Source organism: Klebsiella sp. M5al, from assembly GCF_002090195.1.
GTDB lineage: Bacteria > Pseudomonadota > Gammaproteobacteria > Enterobacterales > Enterobacteriaceae > Klebsiella > Klebsiella grimontii.
Genome location: NZ_CP020657.1, coordinates 3410619 through 3435051, shown reverse-complemented (window position 1 = coordinate 3435051; position 24433 = coordinate 3410619). Strand labels below are relative to the sequence as shown.

Here is a 24433-nt window from a genome sequence, read left to right as displayed (position 1 = left end):
ACCTCAGTGATAGCCTTCATTTCCGGAAACTTTGCCGCGGAATACGTAGTAGCTCCATGCGGTGTATACCAAAATCACCGGAATGATGAGCAGGGTGCCTACCAGCATAAAGAGCTGGCTGGCTGGCGGCGCGGAAGCCTCCCACAGCGTGATATGCGGTGGAATGATATTGGGCCACAAACTGATGCCCAGACCGCTGAAGCCGAGAAAAATGAGCCCAAGCGTCAGGAGGAAAGGACGGGCATGGCTGTTGGGGTTAGCGCTCAGGCGCCAGATCCACAGGCTAAAGACGAGAACCAGAATGGGGACCGGCACAAACCAGTAAAAATTGGGCAGGGTAAACCAGCGTTCAGCAACGGAATGCCAGCCCAGCGGCGTCCAGACGCTGACCACGGCGATGACCGCCAGCAGCGCCAGCAGCGTACGGCGGGTCAGCTCGCGCATACGCTGCTGCAGCGCGCCTTCGCTTTTCATAATCAGCCAGGTCGTGCCAAGCAGCGTATAAGCCACCACCAGCCCTAAGCCGCAGAACAGGCTGAAGGGCGTCAACCAGTCCAGCGCGGAGCCGATGAACCTGCGGTCGGCAACGTCAAAGCCGCTGATGACCGCGCCCACGACGATCCCCTGGCTAAAGGTGGCCAACAACGATCCGCCGACAAACGAGTAATCCCAGAACTTTTGGTGGGAGGGGGTGGCCTTAAAACGAAACTCAAAGGCCACGCCGCGAAAGATCAGACCAATTAGCATGGCAGTAAGGGGAATCGTCAGCGCGTCGGCGATCACGGCGTAGGCCAGCGGAAAGGCGCCGAATAGCCCCGCGCCGCCCAGCACCAGCCAGGTCTCATTGCCGTCCCACACCGGGGCGACGCTGTTCATCATCACGTCACGCTCATTGGCGTTGGGGACAAAGCTGAAGACCATACCGATGCCCAGATCGAAGCCGTCCATCACGATATACATCAGGGTGGCAAACACAATGATGACAAACCAGATCACGGGAATATCGATGCCCATTAGCTTTTCTCCTCTTCAGGCACGGCTTCTGCGGCGGAAAGGGGGCGCGCCGGCGTGCCGGAGGTTGACGACGTTAATTCGCTGACGGGCTGCGGCCCTTTTTTAATCAGCCGGATAATATAGTAATAACCGACGCCGAAGACCGAACAGTACACCGCGATAAAGACCAGCAGGCTGACGATCATTTGCGCTGTGCTATGCAGGGAGACCGCGTCCCGGGTGCGTAAAAAACCATAGATAACCCAGGGCTGGCGGCCCGCTTCGGTCGTGATCCAGCCGGCCAACAGCGCCAGCAGCCCCGCTGGACCCATCGCCAGCGCGGACCACTGAAAGGGGCGGGAGTGATAAAGACGCTGCCGATAGCGCAGCCAGAGGCTCCATATGCCAAGGGCTATCATCAACATGCCCATACCCACCATGATGCGAAACGACCAGAAGACGATAAGGGAGTTTGGCCGATCCTCTTTCGGGAAATCTTTCAGGGCAGGGACCTGTTTATTCAGGCTATGGGTGAGGATCAGGCTGCCAAGCGCCGGGATTTCCAGACCGTATTTGGTGCGCTCTTCCGCCATGTCCGGCACGCCAAACAGCAGCAGCGGGGTGGCTTCGCCGGGTTTATTTTCCCAGTGGCCTTCAATGGCGGCGATTTTTGCCGGCTGATGCTGAAGCGTATTAAGGCCGTGCATATCGCCAACCAACGCCTGGATCGGCGCGACCAGCAGAGCCATCCACATCGCCATTGAGAACATTTTGCGTATCGCCGGCGTATCATTGCCGCGAAGAAGATGCCAGGCGGCGGAGGCGCCGACAAACATCGCGCTGCTGAGAAAAGCGGCGATCGCCATGTGCGACAGGCGATACGGGAAAGAGGGGTTGAAGATAATCGCCAGCCAGTCCTGGGGAATAATGTGACCGTTTTCAATGGTAAAACCCTGCGGCGTCTGCATCCAGCTATTGGACGCGAGGATCCAGAAAGTTGACATCAGCGTGCCCAGCGCCACCATGCAGGTGGTGAAAAAATGCAGTCCTGGGGGGACTTTGTTCCAGCCAAAAAGCATGACGCCCAGGAAGCCCGCTTCGAGGAAAAACGCGGTGAGGACTTCGTAAAGCAGCAGGGGACCGGTAATACTCCCGGCAAACTGAGAGAAACCGCTCCAGTTGGTGCCGAACTGATAGGCCATCACCAGGCCTGAAACCACGCCCATGCCGAAATTAACGGCAAAAATTTTCAGCCAGAAATTATACAGCGAGCGCCAGACGTCGTCTTTTGTCCGCAGCCACATCCCCTCCAGCACCACCAGATAGCTGGCAAGCCCAATGGTAATTGCCGGGAAAAGAATATGAAAAGAGACGGTAAATGCGAACTGCAGCCGTGCCAGATTAAACGCGTCGAGTTCAAACATGATCCGGACCCCATCACATAACAACCCCCCGAACCGAGCAGGGGGGAGTGATTAACAACAGGTGCTGATGATTAAGGCTTTTTCTTACCTTCGCCGAGCTCAGCGCCGGTAAGAGGATCGCCCTCGGGGTCGGATTCGGTCCGTTCCGCCATGGCTTTAACCAGAGCCTTCTGCTCGGCTGTTAACCTGACGCTGACGCTCCCGTCTCCGCCGTCTACTGCAGGCTGCGGATCCGCGACATAGTCGAAGTGCCGATCGCTATTCCAGCTACCGCGTATGTCATCGCCCTCCGACATATTGTAGTAGGTGCTGGCGTATTCGGGGAGTGGCGGTAATTTACCGGGCGGATAGTTGTTTCTGATGGACTGAAGCGCTTTTTCAAAAGAGAGCTGGTGGGCGGCTTCCCGGGTCATCAAAAAGGCCAGCGCATCCTTTACTCCGGGGTCATCAGTGACGTTGATCAGGCGCTCATAGATGATTTTGGCTCGCGCCTCCGCCGCCACGTTGGAGCGTAAATCCGCGGTGGGCTCACCAATGGTGTCAATGTAGGCGGCGGTCCAGGGTACTCCGGCGGAGTTGGTCAGCGGCGTACCTCCACCATATAACAAAGAGGTAATATGGCTGTCGTTACCGTTGGCGGTGAGCGAACGGTACAGGTCGGCTTCGTTTTCGGTTCCCTCTGCAAGGGCACCTTTCGCCCCTTTATTGAGCATGCCAACCAGCGAGCCGATAATTTCAAGGTGGCTCAACTCCTCGGTAGCAATGTCCATCAGCATATCTTTACGACCCGGATCGTCATCGCTCAGACCCTGAGTAAAATAGCGGCATGCGGCGGCCAGCTCACCCTGAGGGCCGCCGAATTGTTCCAGAAGGAGGTTCGCCAGTCCCGGATTTGGCTCCGCGACCCTTACGGTATACTGAAGTTGCTTAACGTGTCGGAACATAGGCTCTTATCCTTATTGCTTATTTTTTAGCTTCGACGCCTTCGGCTTCAGATCGCAGAAGGAACTCCTCCGTCGTTTGCGGAATATGCTTCAGCAGCCAGTCGGCCATTGCCCGCTCCTCTGCCAGAATTGATTCGATGGCCGGGATCGATGCGACGTCGCCAGCTTTATTCGCAGCGGCAAGCAGGGAGGTATAACAAGCGATTTCAAACTGCTCAAAGACATAACCGCTAATTGACCCTTTAACAATTTCATCGGAAGGGAACATGCCGCCAATGGATTGTCCGAAGGCGGCCATTTTGCTCATTGAATCCTTCAGTACCGAACGCGATATATTATTACGGTCGAGAATTTCCTCCAGCACGGTAATTTGGCGTTTGGTTTCAGTTACGTGCTGTTCAATTCTGCTGCGCAGGTCCGGGTAGTTATCGATGCGGCCCGCCATGGATTCCAGCATGGATTCTGCTTGCTTTTCCATTGCATGCGCATCGCGTAGCCAGTCGTGATAATGTTCAAGGTGATTCATAATCAACTCCTTAATATCGGATTATTATCTGGCTATTTATTTTGTGCGTCTTTATTAATATTACCGACCGCCAGGTCAGTTAATTTAAGATCGGTTGATTTTTCTTCTTCTAACGTTTCCGCTAAAAGCTTAACCGCTTTTTTATAACCCAGCTGTTGTGCTAAGGTGGCGAGAGTGCCGTAGCTGGCAATTTCATAATGTTCAACCTTTTGCGCAGCGGCAATTAACGCAGCATCCCGCACTTCATTTTTCTCTGTGCTCTCAATCACTTCGTTAGCTTCTTCAATAAGTCCCTCCATCGCCACGCATTTCATACGCTTAATTTTGATGGCAGGTTCTTGCTCGACAATTTGATCGATACGCTCAATCTGCCCCTGGGTCTCTTCAAGGTGGGCCTTGAACGCGGCGCTGAGCTGTTCGCTTGACGCTGCTCTGGCCAATTTAGCCAGTCCGCGGGTTAATTGTTTTTCAGCGCTGTAAGTATCCGATAAAAGATGAATAAATACGTCTTCTATGCTCTTCATATTCATATGGAAATACCTTTTACACAGGAGAATAACTGCGAGTCCGCAGACCCGCAGGATACTCTTTTATTTACAAGAGAACGAGGCGATTAATAATCAGGAATTATCAGATTTACGTCCGCCACCATGACTATTTTGTCCGCCTTTTTTACCGGCTTCAGATGCACGTTGCGGATCGTTTTTAAAGTTCCCACCGCTGTGCTGACCGCCTTTACGTCCAGCTTCAGATGCTTTATCACGGTCTTCAGCGAAATTACCGGAACCACCACGATGTTCTGCCATATTTTCATACCTCTGTTGAGTTTATGTCAGGAAGATACGATTTAGATACGTATCCGTTGTCGTTCAGGAATTAAATTTAGCTGTTATTTCCGAACAGTCAAACCGGTTACCGGTGATATTTTTTTGAAATATTCTGAATTATGCAGCGGTTACCGTTTCGCTTGTTTTTAATGAATATCAGCATAACGGGTTATGATCTAACGAAAGATTTTTATCCGCGAGGGAATATATCCGTGGCCGCTGCGTTAATAAATGCAGGGCAGGCCCGGCGCAGGGCTTTACGTCACTTTACATAACTGCGAAGAATAACTTAGCGGATACTGAACGTTATTAGCAGACGAGTTGAGAAAAATCAGAAAATAATGAATTTACAGAGAAAGGGTGATTTTCGGATATTTCAATGCGGGAGATAAAACAGGCACCAGATCACGAGGCTGTGAAATGGTGCGTCCGAGTGGACTCGAACCACCGACCCCCACCATGTCAAGGTGGTGCTCTAACCAACTGAGCTACGGACGCATTATGGTGCGTTTAATTGGACTCGAACCAACGACCCCCACCATGTCAAGGTGGTGCTCTAACCAACTGAGCTATAAACGCATTATGGTGCGTTCAATTGGACTCGAACCAACGACCCCCACCATGTCAAGGTGGTGCTCTAACCAACTGAGCTATGAACGCAATGTTGCAGCGGCAACGGGGACGCATATTAGCCGGAGGGAGGGGTTGTGGCAAGAGGCAAACGTCACTTTTCTTCCAGTTTTCTCGCGATCGCAGAAGTTTTACCCATATTGCTGATATTTTACTGATGCAAAAGAATATTTCTTCATCAATAAGCGATAACGGCGCTGAATCAGCGCCGTTGGTTTCGCCGCGGGCTAGCGCGCCGCGCGCTGTAAAATGATGCTGGAAGGCTGACGCTGCAGGAAACGCATACGCAGCATCATCATCACGGCGGCGGAGGTGAGACCAATAATAAACCCGCACCAGAAACCGGCGGGGCCCATGCGCGGCACGACCAGATCGGTCAGGGCCAGCAGGTAGCCGCTCGGCAGACCCAATACCCAGTAGGCGGTAAAGGTAATAAAGAAGATGGAACGCGTGTCTTTATAGCCGCGCAGGATCCCGCTGCCGATCACCTGAACGGAGTCGGAAATCTGGTAGATGGCCGCGAGCAGCATTAGCTGGGACGCCAGGGCCACGACCTCGGGATTGTCGTTATACAGCAGGGCGATTTGCTTACGCATCAGAATGGTGAACACCGCTGTGAAAACGGCCATGCACACCCCAACGCCGACGCCGGTTCTGGCCGAGGTCTGCGCCTCCAGCGTTGAACCCTGCCCGAGACGGAAGCCGACGCGAATGGTCACCGCGGCCGCCAGCGAGAGCGGCAGCACGAACATCAGCGAGCTGAAGTTAAGGGCAATCTGATGCCCGGCCACGTCAACGATCCCCAACGGCGAGACCAGCAGCGCGACGACGGCAAACAGCGTGACTTCGAAAAACAGCGCCAGCGCAATCGGCAGGCCCAGCTGTACCAAACGCTGGATGACGGCGAAATCCGGTTTGCTGAAGCGCTCCTGGAGATGAATATCGCGCATTGAACGCGCGCGGCGCACCCAGAACAGCATGCTGAAAAACATCACCCAGTAAACCGATGCCGTCGCCACACCGCAGCCAATCCCGCCGAGTTCCGGCATACCGAAGTGACCGTAGATAAAAATGTAGTTCACCGGAATGTTGACCAGCAGGCCGATAAATCCCATGACCATTCCCGGCTTGGTTTTCGCCAGCCCTTCACACTGGTTACGGGCAACCTGAAAGAACAGATAGCCGGGCGCCCCCCACAGCAGCGCGCGCAGGTAGCCGACCGCTTTGTCAGCCATCGCCGGGTCGATGTTATGCATTGAGCTGATAATGTAACCGGCGTTCCACAGCACGACCATTACCAGGATGGAGACGAAGCCGGCCAGCCAGAATCCCTGGCGCACCTGATGGGCGATACGCTCGCGGCGACCAGAACCATTCAGCTGGGCAATAACGGGCGTCAGGGCCAGCAGCAGGCCGTGGCCAAAGAGGATCGCCGGTAGCCAGATGGAGGTGCCGATGGCAACGGCCGCCATGTCGGTGGCGCTATAGCCGCCCGCCATCACGGTATCGACAAAGCCCATGGCGGTTTGGGCGACCTGGGCAAGAATAACGGGTATAGCCAGTGCTAATAACTGACGCGCTTCAATAAAATACTTCTGCACGTGAACACCTATATATTGTTGTTATTGGGGGACTAAAAAAGCCGCCATCGAGGGCAGCAAGAAGAAAAAGCAGAGGGATTTGCCAGACTATTGTAGCGAGGATTAGCCATTTAGCCAGTGAAAAAATTCCTCTGCACGTTGTGCGCTGGCAACCTGTTTTGCCAGCTGTTATTGTTCGTCATAGCCTAAAACGGTACTGATACCGTCACGAATTTATACAGGAGCAAAATATGTTTACCGGTATTGTGCAGGGGACCGCCAAAGTGGTGGCTATTGATGAAAAACCCAACTTTCGCACCCACGTTGTGGAGCTGCCTGAGCATATGCTCGCGGGGCTCGAAACGGGCGCTTCGGTAGCGCACAACGGCTGCTGCTTGACGGTCACGGATATCAATGGCCCGCGAGTGAGTTTTGATCTGATGAAAGAGACCTTGCGGATAACCAATCTGGGCGCGATCCGCGAGGGCGACAGCGTCAACGTTGAGCGCGCGGCCAAATTCAGCGATGAAATTGGCGGCCACCTGATGTCAGGTCATATTATGACCACCGCGGAGGTGGTGAAAATTCTGACCTCGGAAAATAATCGCCAGATTTGGTTTAAGGTTCAGGACCCGACGTTGATGAAATATATCCTCTATAAAGGATATATCGGCGTAGATGGGATTAGCCTCACCGTCGGTGAAGTGACGCCAACTCGGTTCTGCGTGCATTTAATTCCGGAAACGCTGCAGCGCACCACGCTTGGGGTGAAAAAGCTGGGCGATCGGGTGAATATTGAAATCGATCCGCAGACGCAGGCGGTCATCGATACCGTTGAGCGCGTGCTGGCGGCGAAAGAAGCAGAAGCGGCGCTGAAAACGACGGCCGAATAATAAAATCCCCCCGCCGAAGCGGGGGATATTTTTAGCGGGCCACGCGCAGGCCGTGTTCGGCCCCGCGAGAAAAAACCACCTGCCACAGTTGGATATCGCGCGCGCGGAAAGCGCCGGCACAGGCATTCAGGTAATAGCTGAACATGCGTTTAAAGCGTTCTGAATAGTTGTCGGCAATATCCGGCCAGCTATTAAGAAAGCGTTCATACCAGGCCATAAGCGTCGTGTCGTAGTCGGCGCCGAAATTATGCCAGTCTTCCATAACAAAATGCGATTCGCTGGCTTCGGCAATATGGCGTACCGACGGCAGACAGCCGTTAGGGAAGATATATTTGTTGATCCAGGGATCAACGCTATGGTCGGTTTTTTTCGAGCCGATGGTATGGAGCAGGAAACGACCGTCGGGCTTCAGATTACGATCGACCACATCAAAATAGGTGGCGTAATTTTTAGGCCCGACGTGTTCGAACATGCCGACTGAAACAATACGATCAAAGCTTTCGTGCAGGTCGCGATAGTCCTGGAGGAGGATGGTGACGTCGAGGTCCGCGCAGCGCTCCTGCGCCATTTTCTGCTGCTCTGCAGAGATGGTAACGCCCACCACGCTGACCTGGTAGTTTTTGGCCATGTAGTAAGCCAGCCCGCCCCAGCCGCAGCCGATATCCAGCACCCGCATACCGGGCTCAAGCTCAAGTTTACGGCAGATCAGATCCAGTTTAGCCTGCTGCGCGTCATCGAGAGTTTCCGCGTCTTTCCAGTACGCGCAGGAATACTGCATATAAGGGTCGAGCATGCGGCTGAACAGATCGTTGCCTAAATCATAATGCTCTTTGCCGACAATCCAGGACCGTTTTTTACTTTGCAGATTGAATAAGCGTGCGCTGGCGATACGCAAGGTATCTTTGAAATGATGGGGAAGCTGATTTTCCAGTCCGGCGCGTAAAACTTTATGGAAAAAAATATCCAGCCGTTCACAATCCCACCAGCCGTCCATATAGCTTTCGCCGAGCCCCAGCGACCCCTCCTGCAAAACGCGCTTAAAAAAGAGCGGGTTTTTAATCCGTAGATCGGAGGGCGCAGGACCATTAATTTCGATGCCCGCACGGCCTAATAATTCAGCTGCAATTCGGTACCAATCATCATTTGGTACACTGACTACTTCTTCTATACACGATGAACTCATAGCTTCTCCATCACGCCCAAGTGATCAGAACCTTAAAACAGCGTAGACGCTTTTTTGGCTTTGTGAGAAATCTCACGGTTAATCCGTGAGGCTGCTATCCGACGTAGAACAGAGGAAGGGAGGTAACCCTTGCCGAAAGGCCTTCCATGGTGAAACGGGATGCATCCTGCTCCCGTTAAATCAATTAATCTTTCTATTTATGTGATGCCGGATCCAGTATAGGCCGCTAAAAACACGCTTTCAACAAAAATATCTTAGCAAGCTAATTACTGGATTCTATAACTATCAGTAGAATAGCTTACGCATGTGACGATTCTGTTGCCGGATGCGCGGCTTTATACTGCATGCGGTAGCCTATGCCGGCCAGCACGATGGAAACCAGCATCACGCTGGTGGTCGTTTGCAGCGGCGTGGCAATCAGCGTGGAGACCAGCAGGCTGGTCAGGAAGCAGAGGCCAAGCTGCAGAGTGTTTTGCAGCGCCGCGGCACGGCCGGTCGCCTGCGGGAATGGCTTCAGGGCCTGCGCGACGACGATAGGATAAATACCGCCGTTCACCACCGCCATGGCGCAGAACGGAATCATCAACCCAACAAGCGTCGCGTTCTCCTGCAGGCCAACCAGCCAGGTGGCGGCGACGCTGACGGCGAAAATCGCCAGCAGCCAGGGAAGAATTTGCTGCCCCTGCCATTTTTGTAGCGCCGCGCGGCAACCATAACCGCCCACCAGAAACGCGATAGTCTGCGGAACATAGCTCAGGCCAATAACGGTCGGACCGTAGCCCATGTCATGGAGGATAAACGGCGAGCCCGTGAGCCAGGCGAAAAAGCTGGCGGAACAGGCGGCGTAGATCAGCACGTTACCGCTATATTCCCGCGAGCGCAGCAGGGCGAGGAAGGTGAGCTTCTGCTGGACGCTGACGATCGGTTTATTCGCTGGCTTCAGGCGCAGGGCCGGCAGCATCAGCAGCAGGGTAATGGCGAACAGAACGGCAAAAATGGCCTGCCATTCGAAGTGGACCAGCAGCCAGCTGCCAAGCAGCGGCGCCAGCGCCGGCGACAAACCAACCAGCGGCATAATGGCGGCGAAAATACGGTTGGTTCTTTGCGCAGGGTAATAATCGGTTACCATTGCCTGCCAGGTCACCGCGGCGGCGCAAACCCCCAGAGCCTGGATAAAGCGCAGCGCCAGCATCAGGCCGGCATCGCGCACCCACAGCATCCCCAGGCAGCCGACAGCAAAGATAGCCAGACCGCTCAGCAGCACCGGCTTACGGCCATAGCGATCGGAAATGGGGCCCCAGAAGAGCTGCCCAAGCGCAAAGCCCGCCAGGAACAGGCTCAGGCTGGCGCTGACTGAGGCGGCGGAAGTATTCAGATCCTGTTGCATGGCGGCGAAAGCCGGAAGATACATATCGGTGGCCAGAAAGCCCAGTACGCTGAGGCCAGCCAGCCAGACTAAAAATCCTTTCCCAGGTTGTTGCATAACATTCTCTTTTTATTGTGCAGGTACGATGGCGCAGAGTGTAGGGAGTGCATTAAGGCTTGTGAAACGCTAATATTTGTCAGATGAGTTCAAAAATTTTGCAGGCAGAAAATGTGGTCTGAATACTCGCTTGAAGTTGTCGATGCTGTCGCCCGAAACGGCAGCTTTAGCGCCGCCGCCCAGGAACTGCACCGCGTACCCTCGGCCGTCAGCTATACCGTACGTCAGCTGGAGGAGTGGCTGGCGGTACCGCTGTTCGAACGCCGCCATCGGGATGTGGAATTAACGCCGGCCGGCGTCTGGTTTTTACAGGAAGGGCGATCTGTTATCAAAAAAATGCAGATCACCCGCCAGCAGTGCCAGCAGATCGCCAACGGCTGGCGCGGGCAGCTCTCCATCGCGGTTGATAACATCGTTAAACCCACGCGTATGCGGCAGATGATCGTTGATTTTTATCGCCATTTTGATGACGTCGAGCTGATCGTCTTTCAGGAGGTGTTCAACGGCGTCTGGGATGCGCTCGCCGACGGTCGCGTGGAATTAGCCATCGGCGCGACGCGCTCCATTCCGGTAGGGGGACGCTACGCCTTCCGCGATATGGGGATGCTGAGCTGGGACTGCGTCGTTGCGAGCCACCATCCGCTGGCAAAAATGGCGGGGCCTTTGAGCGATGACGTGTTGCGCAACTGGCCGTCGCTGGTCAGAGAGGATACGTCACGCTCGCTGCCGAAGCGGACCACGTGGCTGCTCGATAACCAGAAGAGGGTAGTCGTGCCGGACTGGGATGCTTCTGAAACCTGCCTCTCCGCCGGACTGTGCGTCGGTATGGTGCCCGGGCATTTAGCGCGTCCGTGGCTGGATAGCGGCGAATGGACGGCGCTGGAGCTGGAGAACCCCTTCCCGGATGCCGCATGCTGCCTGACGTGGCAGCAAAGCGACGCTTCGCCGGCGCTGCTCTGGTTACTGGATTATCTTGGCGATAGCGAAACGCTAAACCGGGAGTGGCTGCGGGCGCCGGAATAACCGACGCCGCAAGCAGGGCTAACGGCGATAATCGACAAACGGACCATCGGCCACGGAACGGCGCTCGACCAGGCGCGGATGGACTTCAATCGACTGCGAGACTTCACGCTTATTGACGATACGGTCCAGCAGCATATTAAAGGCCGCTTCGCCAAGAGAGTCCTTAGGCTGATGAATGGTGGTCAGTGCCGGGCTAAAGTAGCGGGCGTTGCGCACGTTATCATAACCGATCAGCGAAATATCCTGCGGCACGCGCAGGCCCATTTCATCCGCCGCGCAGATGGCGCCCATCGCCATAATATCCCCGCCGCAGAAGATGGCCGTTGGGCGAGGGTGCTGGGCGAGAATTTGCTGCATGGCGCGGTAGCCGGATTCCGGCTCGAAATCACCCTGTACAATCCAGTTTTCCGGGACGTTAATCTGCGCCTCTTCCATCGCTTTCATAAAACCCGCCAGCCGGCCTGCGCCGGTGTTACGCTCCAGCGGGCCGGGGATCACGCCGATGTCGCGATGGCCGCGTTCAACCAGGTATCGTCCGGCGATATAGCCGCCCTCGAAGGCGTTATCGACGACCGAATCGGTAAAGTCGGCTTTTGCCTCGCCCCAGTCCATCACCACCATCGGGATATGGCGATACTCTTCCAGCATGCTTAACACCGATTCCGGATACTCGGAACACATCACCAGCAGGCCGTCGACGCGTTTCTGCGCCATCATTGACAAATAGGCGCGCTGTTTCTCCGGGTCGTTCCACGCGTTGCCGAGGATCAGGGTGTAGCCCTTCTGGAAACAGCTTTTCTCAACGGCTTCGATAATCTCAGCGAAATAGGCCGCTTCGCTGCTGGTCGCCAGCAGACCAATCGACTTGGTGTGATTGACCTTCAGGCTGCGGGCAACGGCGCTGGGGGAGTAATGCAGCTCTTTTATTGCCGCCCATACCGCATTGCGCGTCTCTTCCGCAACAAAACGGGTTTTGTTAATCACATGTGACACTGTTGTAGTGGAAACGTTTGCGCGCTTCGCTACATCTTTAATAGTTGCCATTACTTCTCACTCCAGACCTTGACCTGATCGTCTGTTTATCGGTACGTAAACGTTTGCCTGTACACACCCTGACGCCAAAATTGAGCATGGCATCACGTCGGGAAAACGACACAGAACGACAGGAAGGGGTCAATGGCCGATACGCTTTCAAATTAGCGTGGGATTTTGTCCGATCTTGGGGCAAAGGGGAAGAGCAAAAATGTGCATCACTCTAAATCTCGGAAGATTTTTACGCTATTCTGTGTAAAAATGAGCAAGCTCACTTTTCATGTGGGGATAATCAGGGGGAAAAATTGATGGATACAAATTTAAAGTTTTCGCTGACAACAACGATTATTGTTTTGGGTTTGATTGTTGCCGCAGGTTTGACCGCAGTACTGCACTAGTTCTGCGATAAGGGAGGGGCCGCTCTCCCTTTTACTCCACCTATTATTATCATTTTCGCAAAAATCTTTTGCCATTTCGTTCACTTTTGTTTTTCTGTGATTGATGTCATGCTTTTGACTTCTGATGAGATGCCGTCGCGGAAGGCGGCCTGATGGAGTCCCTGCATGAAAATCAACTTTCCCCTGCTCGCGCTGGCGATCGGTGCCTTTGGCATCGGCACGACCGAGTTCTCCCCGATGGGGCTATTACCGGTTATCGCTAAAGGCGTTGACGTTTCGATTCCGGCGGCGGGAATGCTGATTAGCGCCTATGCCATCGGCGTAATGGTTGGCGCGCCGCTGATGACGCTGCTGCTCTCCCACCGCGCGCGCAGAAACGCGCTGATCTTTCTGATGGCGATTTTTACCCTCGGCAACGTGCTCTCTTCCATTGCGCCGGATTACACCACGCTGCTGCTGTCGCGGATCATTACCAGCCTTAACCATGGCGCTTTCTTTGGCCTGGGCTCGGTGGTGGCGGCAAGCGTGGTGCCAAAACATAAGCAGGCCAGCGCGGTGGCGACGATGTTTATGGGGCTGACGATCGCCAACATCGGCGGCGTACCCGCAGCAACCTGGCTGGGTGAAACCATCGGCTGGCGAATGTCGTTCCTTGCAACGGCGGGGCTGGGCGTGGTGGCGATAATCGGCCTGTGGTTTTCCTTACCGAAGGGCAGCGCCGGCGAGCGCCCAAATGTGAAGCAGGAGCTTTCGGTGCTGATGCGCCCGCAGGTGCTGTCGGCGCTGCTGACTACCGTGCTGGGGGCAGGGGCGATGTTTACGCTCTATACCTATATTTCCCCGGTTCTGCATACCATTACCAACGCCTCTCCGCTGTTTGTCACCGCGATGCTGGTGCTGATCGGCGTGGGCTTTTCGCTGGGCAACTATCTTGGCGGTAAATTTGCTGACCGCTCCGTTTCCGGGACGCTGAAGGGCTTTCTGCTGCTGCTGATGGTTATCATGCTGGCGATCCCGCTGCTGGCGCAATCGCAGGTGGGCGCGGCAATCAGCATGGTGGTCTGGGGCGCGGCGACCTTTGCGGTGGTGCCGCCTTTGCAGATGCGGGTGATGCGCGTGGCCCACGAAGCGCCGGGGCTGTCGTCGTCGGTCAATATCGGGGCTTTCAACCTTGGAAACGCGCTGGGAGCGGCGGCGGGAGGCGCAGTCATTAGCGGCGGCCTCGGCTATGCGTTTGTCCCGGTGATGGGGGCGATTATCGCGGGCGTTGCGCTGCTGTTGGTGCTGTTCAGCGCGCGGGGGCAGCCGGAAGAGGCGTTCGCCAACCGTTAAGATCGCGTGCTGTGAGAGAATAACCGCAGAAGCCGAAAGGCATCTGCGGTTTGCTTTTATGCTGCCAGGTTAGCGGCAACAAACTTCCAGTTTACCAGCGCCCAGAAGTGTTCCAGATAGTTTGGACGGGCGTTACGGTAGTCGATGTAATAAGCGTGTTCCCAGACATCCACGGTCAGCAGCGGAGTCGCGTCGCTGGTCAGCGGCGTACCCGCGTTGCTGGTGGAGACAATGGCCAGGCTACCGTCGGCGTTTTTCACCAGCCAGGTCCAGCCTGCGCCGAAGTTTTTTGCCGCCGCGTCGGTGAATTTGGCTTTGAAATCAGCGAAGCTGCCGAAGGATTTAGCGATAGCGGCCGCCAGTTCGCCTTGCGGCTCACCGCCGGCGTTTGGCGCGAGGCAGTTCCAGTAGAAGGTGTGATTCCAGACCTGCGCGGCGTTGTTGAAGACGCCGCCATCGGAAGAACGCACGATCTCTTCCAGGGTTTTCCCTTCAAACGCGGTGCCTTTGATCAGGTTATTCAGGTTGGTGACGTAGGCCTGGTGGTGTTTACCGTAGTGGTATTCCAGGGTTTCCGCGGAAATGTGCGGCGCCAGGGCGTCTTTTGCATATGGTAATGCAGGTAATTCGAACGACATTGCTACTCTCCTTTTTATAGTTTGTACGCGCAATAACCATGTATTACGCAGGGTAATAGTAGCAAATTAAAAGATGTGGCAAAAGAGAGAGTTACCCTGCCGCCCAAGCGGCAAGGCATATTTAGCGAATGGTTTTCGGCGTCATAACGCGACGCGCGCCGACGTAGTGGCGTACCCAGTAATCGTCGCTTAATGAGGTGATCTGAATATCGCGGCCGGTGCGCGGAGACTGGATAAATTTGCCGTTGCCAACGTAAACGCCGACGTGATCGGCAGTCCCGCGCCCGCGGGTGCGGAAAAAGACGAGATCCCCGCTCTGCAGCTCGCCGCGATCCACCGGACGGGCGTCGCGCAGGTGATACATCTCATTGGCGGTGCGTGGAATATGGATTTTAACCAGATCTTTATAGGCGTAATAGACCAGGCCGCTACAATCAAACCCGGTGCGCGGGGAAGTACCGCCCCAGCGATAGGGCTTACCAATCTGATCCATCAGCTTTGACATCGCGGTGCTTTGCGCTTTTTGTACCCGCGCCTTATGCGCATCGGCGATAGTCAACTGCGGCTCATCGGCGATGGGTTTGCAGCGGGTTTTATAGCCTTTACGCACCACGCATTTTTTCTGCACGCTCGCCGTTGCCATCTTGCTTTCCGCTATTGACCTTGTCGAGCTGGCGCACAGTTTTTTATAGCCTTTGCGCAGGACGCATTTTTTGGTGACGCTGGCGGTCTGGCGTGACGCGGTTGATTTGCTGCGGCTGGCGGTCGACGTTTTCTTGCTGGGGGTTTTGGCGGTGGTTTTACTTTTGGAATTGACTGCTTTTTTCTTACGCTCCGCGGTCGTGCCCTTGGCCGGATGCGCTTTTGGCGTGGCCGAAGCGTGCGTATGCCCGGAAGCATGCGCCAGCGGCGTAAGTGAAATAGATGTGAAAAGTAATGCACAGAGCGAAATCGCGATTTTATTAAGACGCGCCACTGAGCACTCCTCTGATTAAATTACAGACATATACAGATGCCTGACGATGAATGACAAACCGCATCGATTCTAAAGCATAAAATCGTGGAGAGTTACTACTCTTTTGTATCTAAAGTCTCGTTTGGTTAACATTTGCAAAAAAATGCTTCTGTCAGCGCCCCTGACGCATGAAAAACGCGCAACGCGTTGCCGCGTATAGCAATAAAATGATATTTTTGAGGCAACTTTGGCCGACAGAAGATAAAATGTGGCAAGTGAAAAAAATGTTATTATCGGTCCTGCGTTCAGGGCGCTACAATGACAAATTACTGCCGTAGAGAAGTTTGAGGAAGCACGACAATGAGCACGACTTTAGAAAAAATCCAACATCAAATCGCTGAAAACCCGATCCTGCTGTACATGAAAGGATCACCGAAACTGCCAAGCTGCGGTTTCTCCGCGCAGGCCGTTCAGGCGCTCTCCGCCTGTGGCGAACGTTTTGCCTACGTCGATATCCTGCAAAACCCGGACATCCGCGCAGAGCTGCCGAAATACGCTAACTGGCCAACCTTCCCGCAGCTGTGGGTAGACGGCGAACTGGTCGGCGGCTGCGACATCGTGATTGAAATGTATCAGCGCGGCGAACTGCAGCAGCTGATCAAAGAAACGGCCGCTAAGTATAAAACTGACGAGCCGAAAGCGGAGTAATTCTGCTGCTATTAAAAAAGCGACTTCCGATGAAGTCGCTTTTTTTATCGTTTATTCTTCGGCCACCGGTAATGGCCAGCCGCCGAGACGCTTCCAGCGGTTGACGATTTCGCAGAACAGCTGGGCGGTTTGTTCGGTATCGTATAGCGCGGAGTGCGCCTGGGTACCATCAAACGCCATCCCTGCGGCAATACAGGCTTTCGACAGCACCGTTTGCCCCAGCGCCAGGCCGCTCAGGGCCGCGGTATCAAAGGTGACGAACGGGTGGAACGGATTACGTTTCAGCCCTGCGCGCTCTGCCGCCGCCATGGTAAAGCTGTGATCGAACGTGGCGTTATGCGCAACCATGATCGCGCGGCTGCAGTCGCTCTCTTTCATCCCTTTACGGACCATTTTGAAAATCGCGTGCAGCGCATCGTATTCGCTCACCGCGCCGCGTTCGGGGTCGTGGGGGTTAATACCGTTAAAAGCCAGGGCTTCGGGCTGCAGGTTGGCGCCCTCAAAAGGTTCAACATGAAAATGCAGCGTTTCGTCCGGCATCAGCCAGCCTTCTTCATCCATTTTCAACGTAATAGCGGCGATCTCCAGCAGGGCGTCGGTTTTGGCATTAAATCCGGCGGTTTCAACATCGATTACCACAGGATAAAAACCGCGAAAACGGTCGCACAGACCATTAAGTTGAACGTTCTCGGACATCAGATTCTCTTAGCTGGAAAAAAGTAGCGCGCATTATGGCAAATTTTGCCGCGCCTTGCAGCAGGCAGGGGGATAAAACAGCGGGCACCGCGGGTGCCCGAGCAGATTAATTGCCGAGGCCTTTACCGGCGTCTTTCTCTTCGATCAGTTCGATTTTATAACCATCCGGATCTTCGACGAAGGCGATAACGGTGGTACCGCCTTTCACCGGACCGGCTTCACGCGTCACGTTGCCGCCGTTCTGGCGAATACGCTCGCAGGCTTCCGCCGCGTTTTCAACGCTCAGCGCGATATGGCCATAAGCGCTGCCGAGATCGTACTTATCAACGCCCCAGTTGTAGGTCAGCTCAATCACGGCGGTATCGCTCTCTTCGCCGTAACCCACGAATGCCAGCGAGTACTTATACTCCGTGTTTTCGCTGGTGCGCAGCAGTTTCATGCCCAGCACGTTGGTGTAAAACTCAATCGAACGTTGCAGGTCGCCAACGCGCAGCATGGTGTGAAGTAAGCGCATAATGTCCCCTATGCAGTTTATGTTGATACAGCAGAGCGTTGAGTATAGCGGCGATAACCCGCCGCTATCAATGGAGGGATTACAGGGTCGGGTAATCGGTATAGCCTTCCGCGCCGCCGCCGTAGAAGCTTTCCGGACGCTGTGGATTCAGAGCGGCCTTTTTCTGCAGGCGCGCGACCAGATCCGGGTTGGCAATGTAGTCGCGGCCGAAGGCCACGGCATCGATCAGGCCTTTACCGATCAGATCGTTTGCCTTTTCGACCGTGTAGGCGCCAGCGCCGATAATGGCGCCGGGGAAACGGTCGCGCACTTTCTGACGGAACTCATCGCTGTACGGCTGGCCGCCGGCCCAGTCCGGCTCGGACATATGCAGGTAAGCGATGCCGCGTTTGGCCAGTTCTTCGATCAGATAGAGCGCGTCGGCCTCTTCATTCGCACCGTTATCGACATTCTGGAAGCTGCCAATAGGCGAAACGCGAATACCGATACGGTCGGCGCTCCACTCTTTACTTGCCGCATCAACCACTTCCAGCACCAGGCGCGCGCGGTTTTCCACGCTGCCGCCGTACTGGTCAGTACGGTGGTTGGAAGAGGGGGAAAGGAACTGGTGCAGCAGGTAGCCGTGCGCGGAGTGCAGTTCGACAAGATCAAAACCGGCATCGCGGGCGTTGCCTACCGCCTGACGGAAATCATCAACGATCCCCGGGATCTCATCGGTGTTGAGCGCGCGCGGCATCGAGGTGTCGACGCGAATAGCATGGCCGTTTTCATCGCGCAGCGAGGTACGGGTACCCGCGCTAATGGCCGACGGCGCCACCGGGGCGGCGCCGCCAGGCTGGATGCTGCTGTGCGAAATGCGCCCGGTGTGCCACAGCTGAACGGCAATACGCCCGTTTTCTGCGTGTACGCCGGCGGTGATTTTTTTCCACGCGGCAATCTGTTCCGGGCTGTGCAGACCAGGCGCGCCCGCGTAGCCTTTAGCCTGAGCGGAGATCTGGGTGGCTTCGGAAATAATCAGGCCGGAGCTGGCGCGCTGACGGTAGTATTCACCCATTAGCGGGGTGGGGATATCGCCCGGTTCAATGCTGCGCAGACGCGTCAGCGGAGCCATAAATACGCGGTTGGGCGCGGTTACCGCACCTACTTTCAACGGGGTAAACAACTTTGATTCTGACATAATGACTCCTGAGTAGACCGGTCGTCTTGAAACTGATGAAATAAAAACGCCTGTTAAACGCCAGGCGCAGCAATAATATTTTTAGCGTGGGCAAGGGCGCTTTCCAGCGGCGTCGCGCTACGCGTAATCTTGGCCTGCAGATTCGCCCCCAGCCACAGGGAGTAGAGCACCTGGGAAAGGGTGAACGCGTCGTCGTCAAACTCAAGGCTGCCTTCCTGACGGCCTTTCTCCAGCGCATCGCCCAGCAGGATAATGATTTGGCTGGCGCCTTTATCCATCGCGGCGCGCATATCTTCCGACAGATCGCAGACCTCCGCCGACAGCTTCACCGTCAGACAGCCGCTAATAATGCCCTGCTGGCAAAATTGCGTCAGCGTATGCTGATAATAGGCCAAAAGGCGATCGCGGTAGTTTCCCTGACCGTGGTCAAAATGCTCCACCAGGCGCTGAAGGTATCCGGCGTAATGATGCTCGAGCAGCGCAACGCCAAAGGCTTCTTTTGAGCGAAAATAGTGATAGAAAGAGCCTTTCGGCACTTCCGCTGTTTTCAGCAGTTCACTCAGCCCCATGCCGGTAAATCCCCGATGCATGCAGAGCTGCTCGCCGGTGACCAGGATATGTTCGCGGGTGTTGCATTCACTGTGCTTGTTCATAGCGCCCACTGTAATAGACCGATTGGTCTAATGCAAGTCATAATTAAAAATGCCGCCTGGCGCAGAGGGCGATGAACAAAATTTGCGTACGGCGAATGAAACGTCTTCAATAAAGAAAGAGATGAGCGGCAGGAGAGGCGAAGTGGCTGAACAACTGGAGTTCTTCCCGGTGCAAAGTCCGTGCCGGGGGATTTGTCAGTCTGATGAACGTGGCTACTGCCGGGGGTGCATGCGCAGCCGCGACGAGCGTTTCAACTGGCAGAAAATGAACGATGCGCAAAAGCAGGAGGTTCTGCGTCTGTGTCGCCAGCGGCTGCTGCGCAAATTACGCGCGGCTAAGCAGGATAGTGCGGAAGAACCGCAGCAACCCTCACTGTTTTAAGCATAAAATTGCGTATACTCAGGGCACATTTTTGTTGAGGAAGCTGTTATGGTTCAGCGTATTGCTATGGCTCCGCAGGGGCCGGAATTTTCTCGTTTTGTGATGGGCTACTGGCGTTTGATGGACTGGAATATGTCCGCGAAAGCGCTGGTGAGCTTTGTTGAGCAACACCTGGATCTGGGCGTCACCACTATCGATCACGCCGATATTTACGGCGACTATCGCTGTGAGGCGGCATTTGGCGAAGCGCTAAAGCTGGCTCCGCATCTGCGCAGCCGGATGGAAATCGTCACCAAATGCGGGATAGCCACTAAAGCGCGGGCGGAAAACACCATCGGCCACTATATTACCGACCGCGACCATATCGTTCTCAGCGCCGAACAGTCGCTGCGTAATCTGGCAACCGACCATCTTGATCTGCTGCTAATCCATCGTCCGGACCCGCTGATGGATGCGGATGAAGTCGCGGAGGCGTTCCTTGCCCTCCACCATAGCGGCAAAGTTCGCCACTTCGGCGTATCTAACTTTACTCCCGCCCAGTTTACCCTGCTGCAGTCGCGCCTGCCGTTTACGCTCGCGACCAACCAGGTGGAAATTTCCCCGGTCCATCAGCCGCTGCTGCTGGACGGTACGCTGGATCTGCTTCAGCAGCTGCGTATCCGGCCGATGGCCTGGTCCTGCCTCGGCGGCGGACGTTTATTTAACGATGACAGCTTCCAGCCGCTGCGCGATGAGCTGGCGCGCGTTGCTCAGGAGCTAAATGCGGAGAGCATTGAGCAGGTGGTGTACGCCTGGATCCTGCGTCTGCCATCGCAGCCGTTGCCGATCATCGGCTCAGGCAAAATCGAGCGCGTGCGCTCCGCGGTGGTTGCTGAAAAGCTAAACATGAGCCGCCAGCAGTGGTTTCGCATTCGTAAAGCGGCGTTAGGCTACGACGTTCCGTAAACACCGACACCTCAGCAATGGCCTACACTTAGTAGCGATAGAGCCATTAAGGAGGTGTTATGCAACGATGTATTCTCGCCATACTTACCCTGGCCGCGTGCGCAGGCGCGCAGGCGGCCAGTGAAAGCGTCGATATCAATCTTGTTACCAGCCAGAGCGTCGGTCAGGCTATCGGTAGCGTTAAAATCAGCGAAACCGAGAAAGGTCTGGAGTTTACGCCAGACCTGAAGGCGCTGCCTCCCGGCGAGCACGGCTTCCATATCCACGCCAACGGCAGCTGCCAGCCCGCGATTAAAGGGGGCAAAGCCGTCGCCGCTGGCGCAGCCGGCGGGCACTACGATCCGCAAAAAACCGGAAAGCATGAAGGTCCTGACGGCGCCGGGCATCTCGGCGATCTGCCATTCCTGGTGGTCAACAACGACGGTAAAGCCACCCAGCCGGTGGTGGCACCGCGTTTAAAAACGCTGGATGAGGTGAAAGGCAAGGCGCTGATGATTCACGTGGGGGGCGACAATATGTCCGATAGCCCGCAGCCCCTTGGCGGCGGCGGCGAGCGGTTTGCCTGCGGCGTGATTAAGTAGTTCTTTCCGTCAGGGTTCCGGCAATCGGCGCCTGCTCCAGCTGCGACAGCGCGCACCACAGCCGCCAGATAACCGCCGCCAGCTCTTTGGCCGCCGGCTGGTGGTGGTGATTAAGCGCGTCGCAGATGCGCTGCAGCTCCTGGAGCGTAGAGGCGAGCGGGCGCTGCTGTACCCCGCGCTCGCTCATTACATCCCGCAGCAGGCTGATACATAAATCACGCACCTGCGATAGCGGGTCGGAACGGGTTTCCCACTTGCGCAGCTGCCACACCACGTGGGAACAGTTGAGCAACACCACGCCCCAGCGCAGCAGCCAGCGGCGCGCCAGCGCATCCTGGCTATTGCTGAGCTGGCTAATATGGTGGTAAACCAGCGATTCAAATTCGTGCTCGCTGTGCTGCGGGCGGCGGCTGAGCTGGTCAACAAAGTGACGCCGTAACGCACGGATATGGCGGCGGCTTTTACGCGCGTCCGAACCCGGGCTGATAATGGCGAACGCCAGCCAGGCGAGGCCTACGCCAATGATTTTCCCCAGATTATCGTTAAGAAACGACGCGTAGTCGTAGACCGGCGGGTTGGTGACCGAAATAAACGACCCCATAAAGACAATCAGCTGACCCCATAGTCCGGCGAGCTTAGGCATCTGTAGCTTCAGCAGCTGCATGGTCGTCAGCAGCGGAAACAGGAACAACAGAAACTGCCATAAATCGGTGATCTGCACCATCAGGCCAAACTTCACAACAAAGCTAAAGAGCGAAAGCAGGATCAGGGTGCGCATCAACAGCGTTAAGGACTTAAACGGTGAAGGAGAGACCGAATAGAGGACGCAGCAGATAGCCGCCAGGGTCAGGGCAGCGGCGCAGGCCTGCCACTGGGTGCTAATTCCCCATGCGCCGACCATTACCAGCGCGCAGAAAGTGCGAACGCCGTTCCACAAGGCTTCGGCCTGGTCGGTATGGCGGGCCAGCGCTGGCGCGGAAGGCACGTTAAATTCAGTCACCGCGGTGGCGTTTTCGATGCGCGTGAGCCAGCGGCTGCTCACCAGGTAGAGACGACAAAAGTAGCGCAGACGCTTCCAGAAGGCGATATGCCGGTAATCAGCGTCCGCGGGCGGCGCCAGCGGGGCGATGATGCGGGCGACGCTCAAGGCATCGGCGTTTGTATACGCTAATTCGTTAAGCAGTGACTCCAGAATCTCGCGGGTGCGGGCGGGCGCGGTGGGCCAGTTGAGCAGCATCCGCCGCAGGCTCGAAATCACGCTGGTCATTCGCAGCTGCTGATGCAGCAGATAGTTCAGCAGCGGGTTTTGCCGACGAAAGCGATAGTGGCTCCAGAAGGCCTGGATACGCAGCAAATTCATGGTCAGGATTTGCCCAATCACGCTCTCGTGCGCGGTGCGGATCGCATCGGTGGTTTCCGGCACCCACAGCAGGCTGGCGTGTTCCAGCAGGCGCGCGTGCATATTTTTCAGCGCCGTCAGCAGCGTAGCGCCATCGGACGTGCTCGGTAAAATCATCATCATCAGCCCGCCGCACAAAATACCGACGATAACCTCGCAGACGCGCGACTGGGCGATAGTCCACAGTTCGTTGGCGTCAGTGATATTGATAACCGGAAAAGCGATGATCGCGCAGGTATAGCCCGCGAGCTGGAAAGCGTAGGCGACGTTATTGGTGAACATCGCGCAGGCCCAGGTACAGAGGGCTATCCACGCTGAAATGCTGAAGAGAAACAGCCACGGATCGTTGAGCGTGTGCCCGGCCAGCAGCAGCGCCGCGCAGGCGCCGAGCAGGCTGCCGGCAATACGCCCGAAGCTTTTGCTGATCACGCCGCCGACGGTGGGAAAGCTGACCACCGCGGCGGAGGTCATTGCCCAGTAGGGTTCGTCAAGATTCAGCCAGTAGGCGACGCTCAGCGCCAGGCACATGGCAATCCCGTTGCGCAGGGCATAGCGCCACTGCGGACGGCTGGCCTTAATCCACGGGAGCGCGCGCCACGACAGGGCCTGCAGCTTCATTACTGCGCGCCGATGGCAACGGTACAGGTGGTACCGGAGACCAGGGTGGTATCCGGCGGCAGATGGTCAAACTCAATGCGTACCGGGACGCGCTGAGCAAGGCGGACCCAGGGAATATTCGGTTTAATATTCGCCACTAGCCCGCCGCTGCTCTCCACGCTCTGGTCGACTATCGCGCGTCCGATGCTGCCAACGTGACCCTGTAACTTTTGCTTGCTGCTATAAAGAATAATCTGCGCGCTATCGCCGGGACGAATATGACGCAGTTTCGTTTCTTCAAAATAACCCACCACGTAGAAGGAGTGGCTGTCGACGAGGGCGAAAACCGGGTGGCCAACGGCGGCGTAGTCGCCAACGCGGGTCGAGAGATTGGTGACCCAGCCGTCAACCGGCGCTTTGATTTCCGTCTGCGTGAGCTGCCATTGGGCATGATCGAGCGTGGCCTGCGCCACGCCAACCACCGCCTTAGCGGCTTCGAGGTTGGTCGTCGCGGTATTCAGCGCGGTATTGGCGTTTTCTAAATCTTCTGCTGAGATGAAATTCTGGGAAAGATGACGCCGGCGGTTAGCATCGCTGGCGGCTTTTTTCTGTTCCGCCTGCGCGCGGGCGACTTCTGCTTTGGCTTTAGCGAGCTGCGCGCGGGCGTTGAGCAGGGCAATTTTATACGGCGTGTCGTCGATTCTGAACAGCACCTCTCCGGCCTTCACCAGCTGGTTATCGCGCACGTTTAGCTGCAGGATGCTGCCGGAAACCTGCGGCGTAACGCCAACCTGTTCGGCGCGCACCTTGCCGTCGCGGGTCCACGGGGATTGCGTGTAGTAATTCCAGACCAGCCAGGCGGCAATAATGGCCAGCGCGGCGACCAGCAGCGTGGATAAGTATTTTAGTTTCTTCATGGA

The 24433-nt window shown here is 55.8% G+C and carries 26 protein-coding genes and 3 tRNA genes; 8 read left to right on the top strand and 21 right to left on the bottom strand.

Annotation, left to right across the window (positions count from 1 at the left end; translation table 11 throughout):
- Positions 1-3: 3 nt before the first annotated feature.
- The 10 genes from cydB to mdtK all read right to left on the bottom strand — a co-directional run bounded on the left by cydB (position 4) and on the right by mdtK (position 6945).
- Complete coding sequence (gene cydB, locus BWI76_RS16580; protein WP_024357961.1) at positions 4-1014, bottom strand: cytochrome d ubiquinol oxidase subunit II; 1011 nt, start codon at positions 1012-1014, stop codon at positions 4-6.
- A complete protein-coding gene (locus tag BWI76_RS16575) occupies positions 1014-2417 on the bottom strand; it encodes a cytochrome ubiquinol oxidase subunit I (RefSeq protein ID WP_004136758.1) in 1404 nt (467 codons plus the stop codon). Before BWI76_RS16575 ends, cydB begins: the two co-directional genes overlap by 1 nt.
- Before the next feature lie 71 nt (positions 2418-2488).
- On the bottom strand, positions 2489-3361 hold the full coding sequence (locus BWI76_RS16570; protein ID WP_004136760.1) for a manganese catalase family protein: 873 nt from the start codon (positions 3359-3361) through the stop codon (positions 2489-2491).
- Between the two features lie 19 nt (positions 3362-3380).
- Positions 3381-3887 carry a ferritin-like domain-containing protein gene (locus tag BWI76_RS16565; protein ID WP_004136762.1) on the bottom strand — a complete coding sequence of 169 codons (507 nt, stop codon included), beginning with the start codon at positions 3885-3887 and terminating at the stop codon, positions 3381-3383.
- A 32-nt stretch (positions 3888-3919) separates the two neighbouring features.
- A complete protein-coding gene (locus tag BWI76_RS16560) occupies positions 3920-4417 on the bottom strand; it encodes a ferritin-like domain-containing protein (protein ID WP_004136765.1) in 498 nt (165 codons plus the stop codon).
- A 90-nt stretch (positions 4418-4507) separates the two neighbouring features.
- A complete protein-coding gene (locus BWI76_RS16555) occupies positions 4508-4693 on the bottom strand; it encodes a general stress protein (RefSeq protein ID WP_004136767.1) in 186 nt (61 codons plus the stop codon).
- Positions 4694-5135: 442 nt separating this feature from the next.
- Positions 5136-5212 (bottom strand) — tRNA-Val (locus tag BWI76_RS16550).
- A gap of 4 nt (positions 5213-5216) precedes the next feature.
- Positions 5217-5293 (bottom strand) — tRNA-Val (locus tag BWI76_RS16545).
- Positions 5294-5297: 4 nt separating this feature from the next.
- Positions 5298-5374 (bottom strand) — tRNA-Val (locus BWI76_RS16540).
- Positions 5375-5571: 197 nt separating this feature from the next.
- Entirely contained in the window at positions 5572-6945 is a 1374-nt protein-coding gene (mdtK, locus tag BWI76_RS16535) for an MdtK family multidrug efflux MATE transporter (RefSeq protein WP_024357964.1), read from the bottom strand.
- Positions 6946-7175: 230 nt separating this feature from the next.
- Between mdtK and BWI76_RS16530 the strand changes: the two genes are divergently transcribed.
- Complete coding sequence (locus BWI76_RS16530) at positions 7176-7817, top strand: riboflavin synthase subunit alpha (RefSeq protein WP_049086300.1); 642 nt, start codon at positions 7176-7178, stop codon at positions 7815-7817.
- Between the two features lie 31 nt (positions 7818-7848).
- Here the strand turns inward: BWI76_RS16530 and cfa are convergent, their stop codons facing one another.
- Both cfa and punC read right to left on the bottom strand, forming a co-directional pair.
- Positions 7849-9000, bottom strand: a complete 1152-nt coding sequence (gene cfa / locus BWI76_RS16525) for a cyclopropane fatty acyl phospholipid synthase (RefSeq protein ID WP_004136772.1) — start codon at positions 8998-9000, stop codon at positions 7849-7851.
- A gap of 298 nt (positions 9001-9298) precedes the next feature.
- Positions 9299-10483: a purine nucleoside transporter PunC gene (gene punC / locus BWI76_RS16520; RefSeq protein WP_024357966.1), complete on the bottom strand. Its 1185-nt coding sequence runs from the start codon at positions 10481-10483 to the stop codon at positions 9299-9301.
- A 111-nt stretch (positions 10484-10594) separates the two neighbouring features.
- On the opposite strand from punC, the gene punR reads away from it, so the two are divergent.
- Positions 10595-11506 carry a DNA-binding transcriptional activator PunR gene (gene punR, locus BWI76_RS16515; protein WP_004119464.1) on the top strand — a complete coding sequence of 304 codons (912 nt, stop codon included), beginning with the start codon at positions 10595-10597 and terminating at the stop codon, positions 11504-11506.
- 18 nt (positions 11507-11524) lie between these two features.
- Here the strand turns inward: punR and purR are convergent, their stop codons facing one another.
- A complete protein-coding gene (gene purR, locus BWI76_RS16510) occupies positions 11525-12550 on the bottom strand; it encodes an HTH-type transcriptional repressor PurR (protein ID WP_004119465.1) in 1026 nt (341 codons plus the stop codon).
- Between the two features lie 296 nt (positions 12551-12846).
- Between purR and BWI76_RS28160 the strand changes: the two genes are divergently transcribed.
- Both BWI76_RS28160 and BWI76_RS16505 read left to right on the top strand, forming a co-directional pair.
- Entirely contained in the window at positions 12847-12936 is a 90-nt protein-coding gene (locus tag BWI76_RS28160) for a YnhF family membrane protein (protein WP_049082851.1), read from the top strand.
- A gap of 165 nt (positions 12937-13101) precedes the next feature.
- The gene (locus BWI76_RS16505; protein WP_064371808.1) at positions 13102-14268 is read left to right on the top strand and encodes an MFS transporter; all 1167 of its coding nucleotides are present in this window, start codon (positions 13102-13104) and stop codon (positions 14266-14268) included.
- 56 nt (positions 14269-14324) lie between these two features.
- Here BWI76_RS16505 and sodB read toward each other — a convergent pair whose 3' ends face one another.
- Both sodB and BWI76_RS16495 read right to left on the bottom strand, forming a co-directional pair.
- A complete protein-coding gene (gene sodB / locus BWI76_RS16500) occupies positions 14325-14906 on the bottom strand; it encodes a superoxide dismutase [Fe] (protein WP_004119467.1) in 582 nt (193 codons plus the stop codon).
- A gap of 121 nt (positions 14907-15027) precedes the next feature.
- Positions 15028-15882 (bottom strand): C40 family peptidase, encoded by an 855-nt coding sequence (locus BWI76_RS16495; RefSeq protein WP_084402799.1) that lies wholly within the window; start codon positions 15880-15882, stop codon positions 15028-15030.
- A gap of 339 nt (positions 15883-16221) precedes the next feature.
- On the opposite strand from BWI76_RS16495, the gene grxD reads away from it, so the two are divergent.
- Positions 16222-16569: a monothiol glutaredoxin 4 gene (grxD, locus tag BWI76_RS16490; RefSeq protein ID WP_004119469.1), complete on the top strand. Its 348-nt coding sequence runs from the start codon at positions 16222-16224 to the stop codon at positions 16567-16569.
- Between the two features lie 51 nt (positions 16570-16620).
- Here the strand turns inward: grxD and rnt are convergent, their stop codons facing one another.
- The 4 genes from rnt to BWI76_RS16470 all read right to left on the bottom strand — a co-directional run bounded on the left by rnt (position 16621) and on the right by BWI76_RS16470 (position 19609).
- Positions 16621-17265: a ribonuclease T gene (gene rnt, locus BWI76_RS16485; RefSeq protein WP_004136784.1), complete on the bottom strand. Its 645-nt coding sequence runs from the start codon at positions 17263-17265 to the stop codon at positions 16621-16623.
- Between the two features lie 106 nt (positions 17266-17371).
- A complete protein-coding gene (gloA, locus tag BWI76_RS16480; RefSeq protein ID WP_004119471.1) occupies positions 17372-17779 on the bottom strand; it encodes a lactoylglutathione lyase in 408 nt (135 codons plus the stop codon).
- A gap of 79 nt (positions 17780-17858) precedes the next feature.
- Positions 17859-18956, bottom strand: a complete 1098-nt coding sequence (locus BWI76_RS16475) for an alkene reductase (RefSeq protein ID WP_024357970.1) — start codon at positions 18954-18956, stop codon at positions 17859-17861.
- Between the two features lie 53 nt (positions 18957-19009).
- A complete protein-coding gene (locus BWI76_RS16470) occupies positions 19010-19609 on the bottom strand; it encodes a TetR/AcrR family transcriptional regulator (protein ID WP_004136786.1) in 600 nt (199 codons plus the stop codon).
- A gap of 121 nt (positions 19610-19730) precedes the next feature.
- Between BWI76_RS16470 and BWI76_RS16465 the strand changes: the two genes are divergently transcribed.
- The 3 genes from BWI76_RS16465 to sodC are packed head-to-tail and all read left to right on the top strand — an operon-like array spanning position 19731 to position 21517.
- Complete coding sequence (locus tag BWI76_RS16465) at positions 19731-19991, top strand: DUF1289 domain-containing protein (protein ID WP_165909784.1); 261 nt, start codon at positions 19731-19733, stop codon at positions 19989-19991.
- A 48-nt stretch (positions 19992-20039) separates the two neighbouring features.
- Positions 20040-20936 (top strand): aldo/keto reductase, encoded by an 897-nt coding sequence (locus BWI76_RS16460; protein ID WP_064371806.1) that lies wholly within the window; start codon positions 20040-20042, stop codon positions 20934-20936.
- Between the two features lie 59 nt (positions 20937-20995).
- A complete protein-coding gene (gene sodC / locus BWI76_RS16455; protein ID WP_064371805.1) occupies positions 20996-21517 on the top strand; it encodes a superoxide dismutase [Cu-Zn] SodC in 522 nt (173 codons plus the stop codon).
- On the opposite strand, the gene BWI76_RS16450 is transcribed toward sodC, so the two are convergent.
- Both BWI76_RS16450 and BWI76_RS16445 read right to left on the bottom strand, forming a co-directional pair.
- Positions 21510-23534, bottom strand: coding sequence for an FUSC family protein (locus tag BWI76_RS16450; protein ID WP_004136794.1), 2025 nt, complete (start codon positions 23532-23534; stop codon positions 21510-21512). The two genes, sodC and BWI76_RS16450, sit on opposite strands and share 8 nt — an antisense overlap.
- Positions 23534-24430 (bottom strand): HlyD family secretion protein, encoded by an 897-nt coding sequence (locus BWI76_RS16445; protein WP_004136796.1) that lies wholly within the window; start codon positions 24428-24430, stop codon positions 23534-23536. The genes BWI76_RS16450 and BWI76_RS16445 overlap by 1 nt, the downstream gene beginning before the upstream one ends.
- Between the last annotated feature and the right edge of the window lie 3 nt (positions 24431-24433).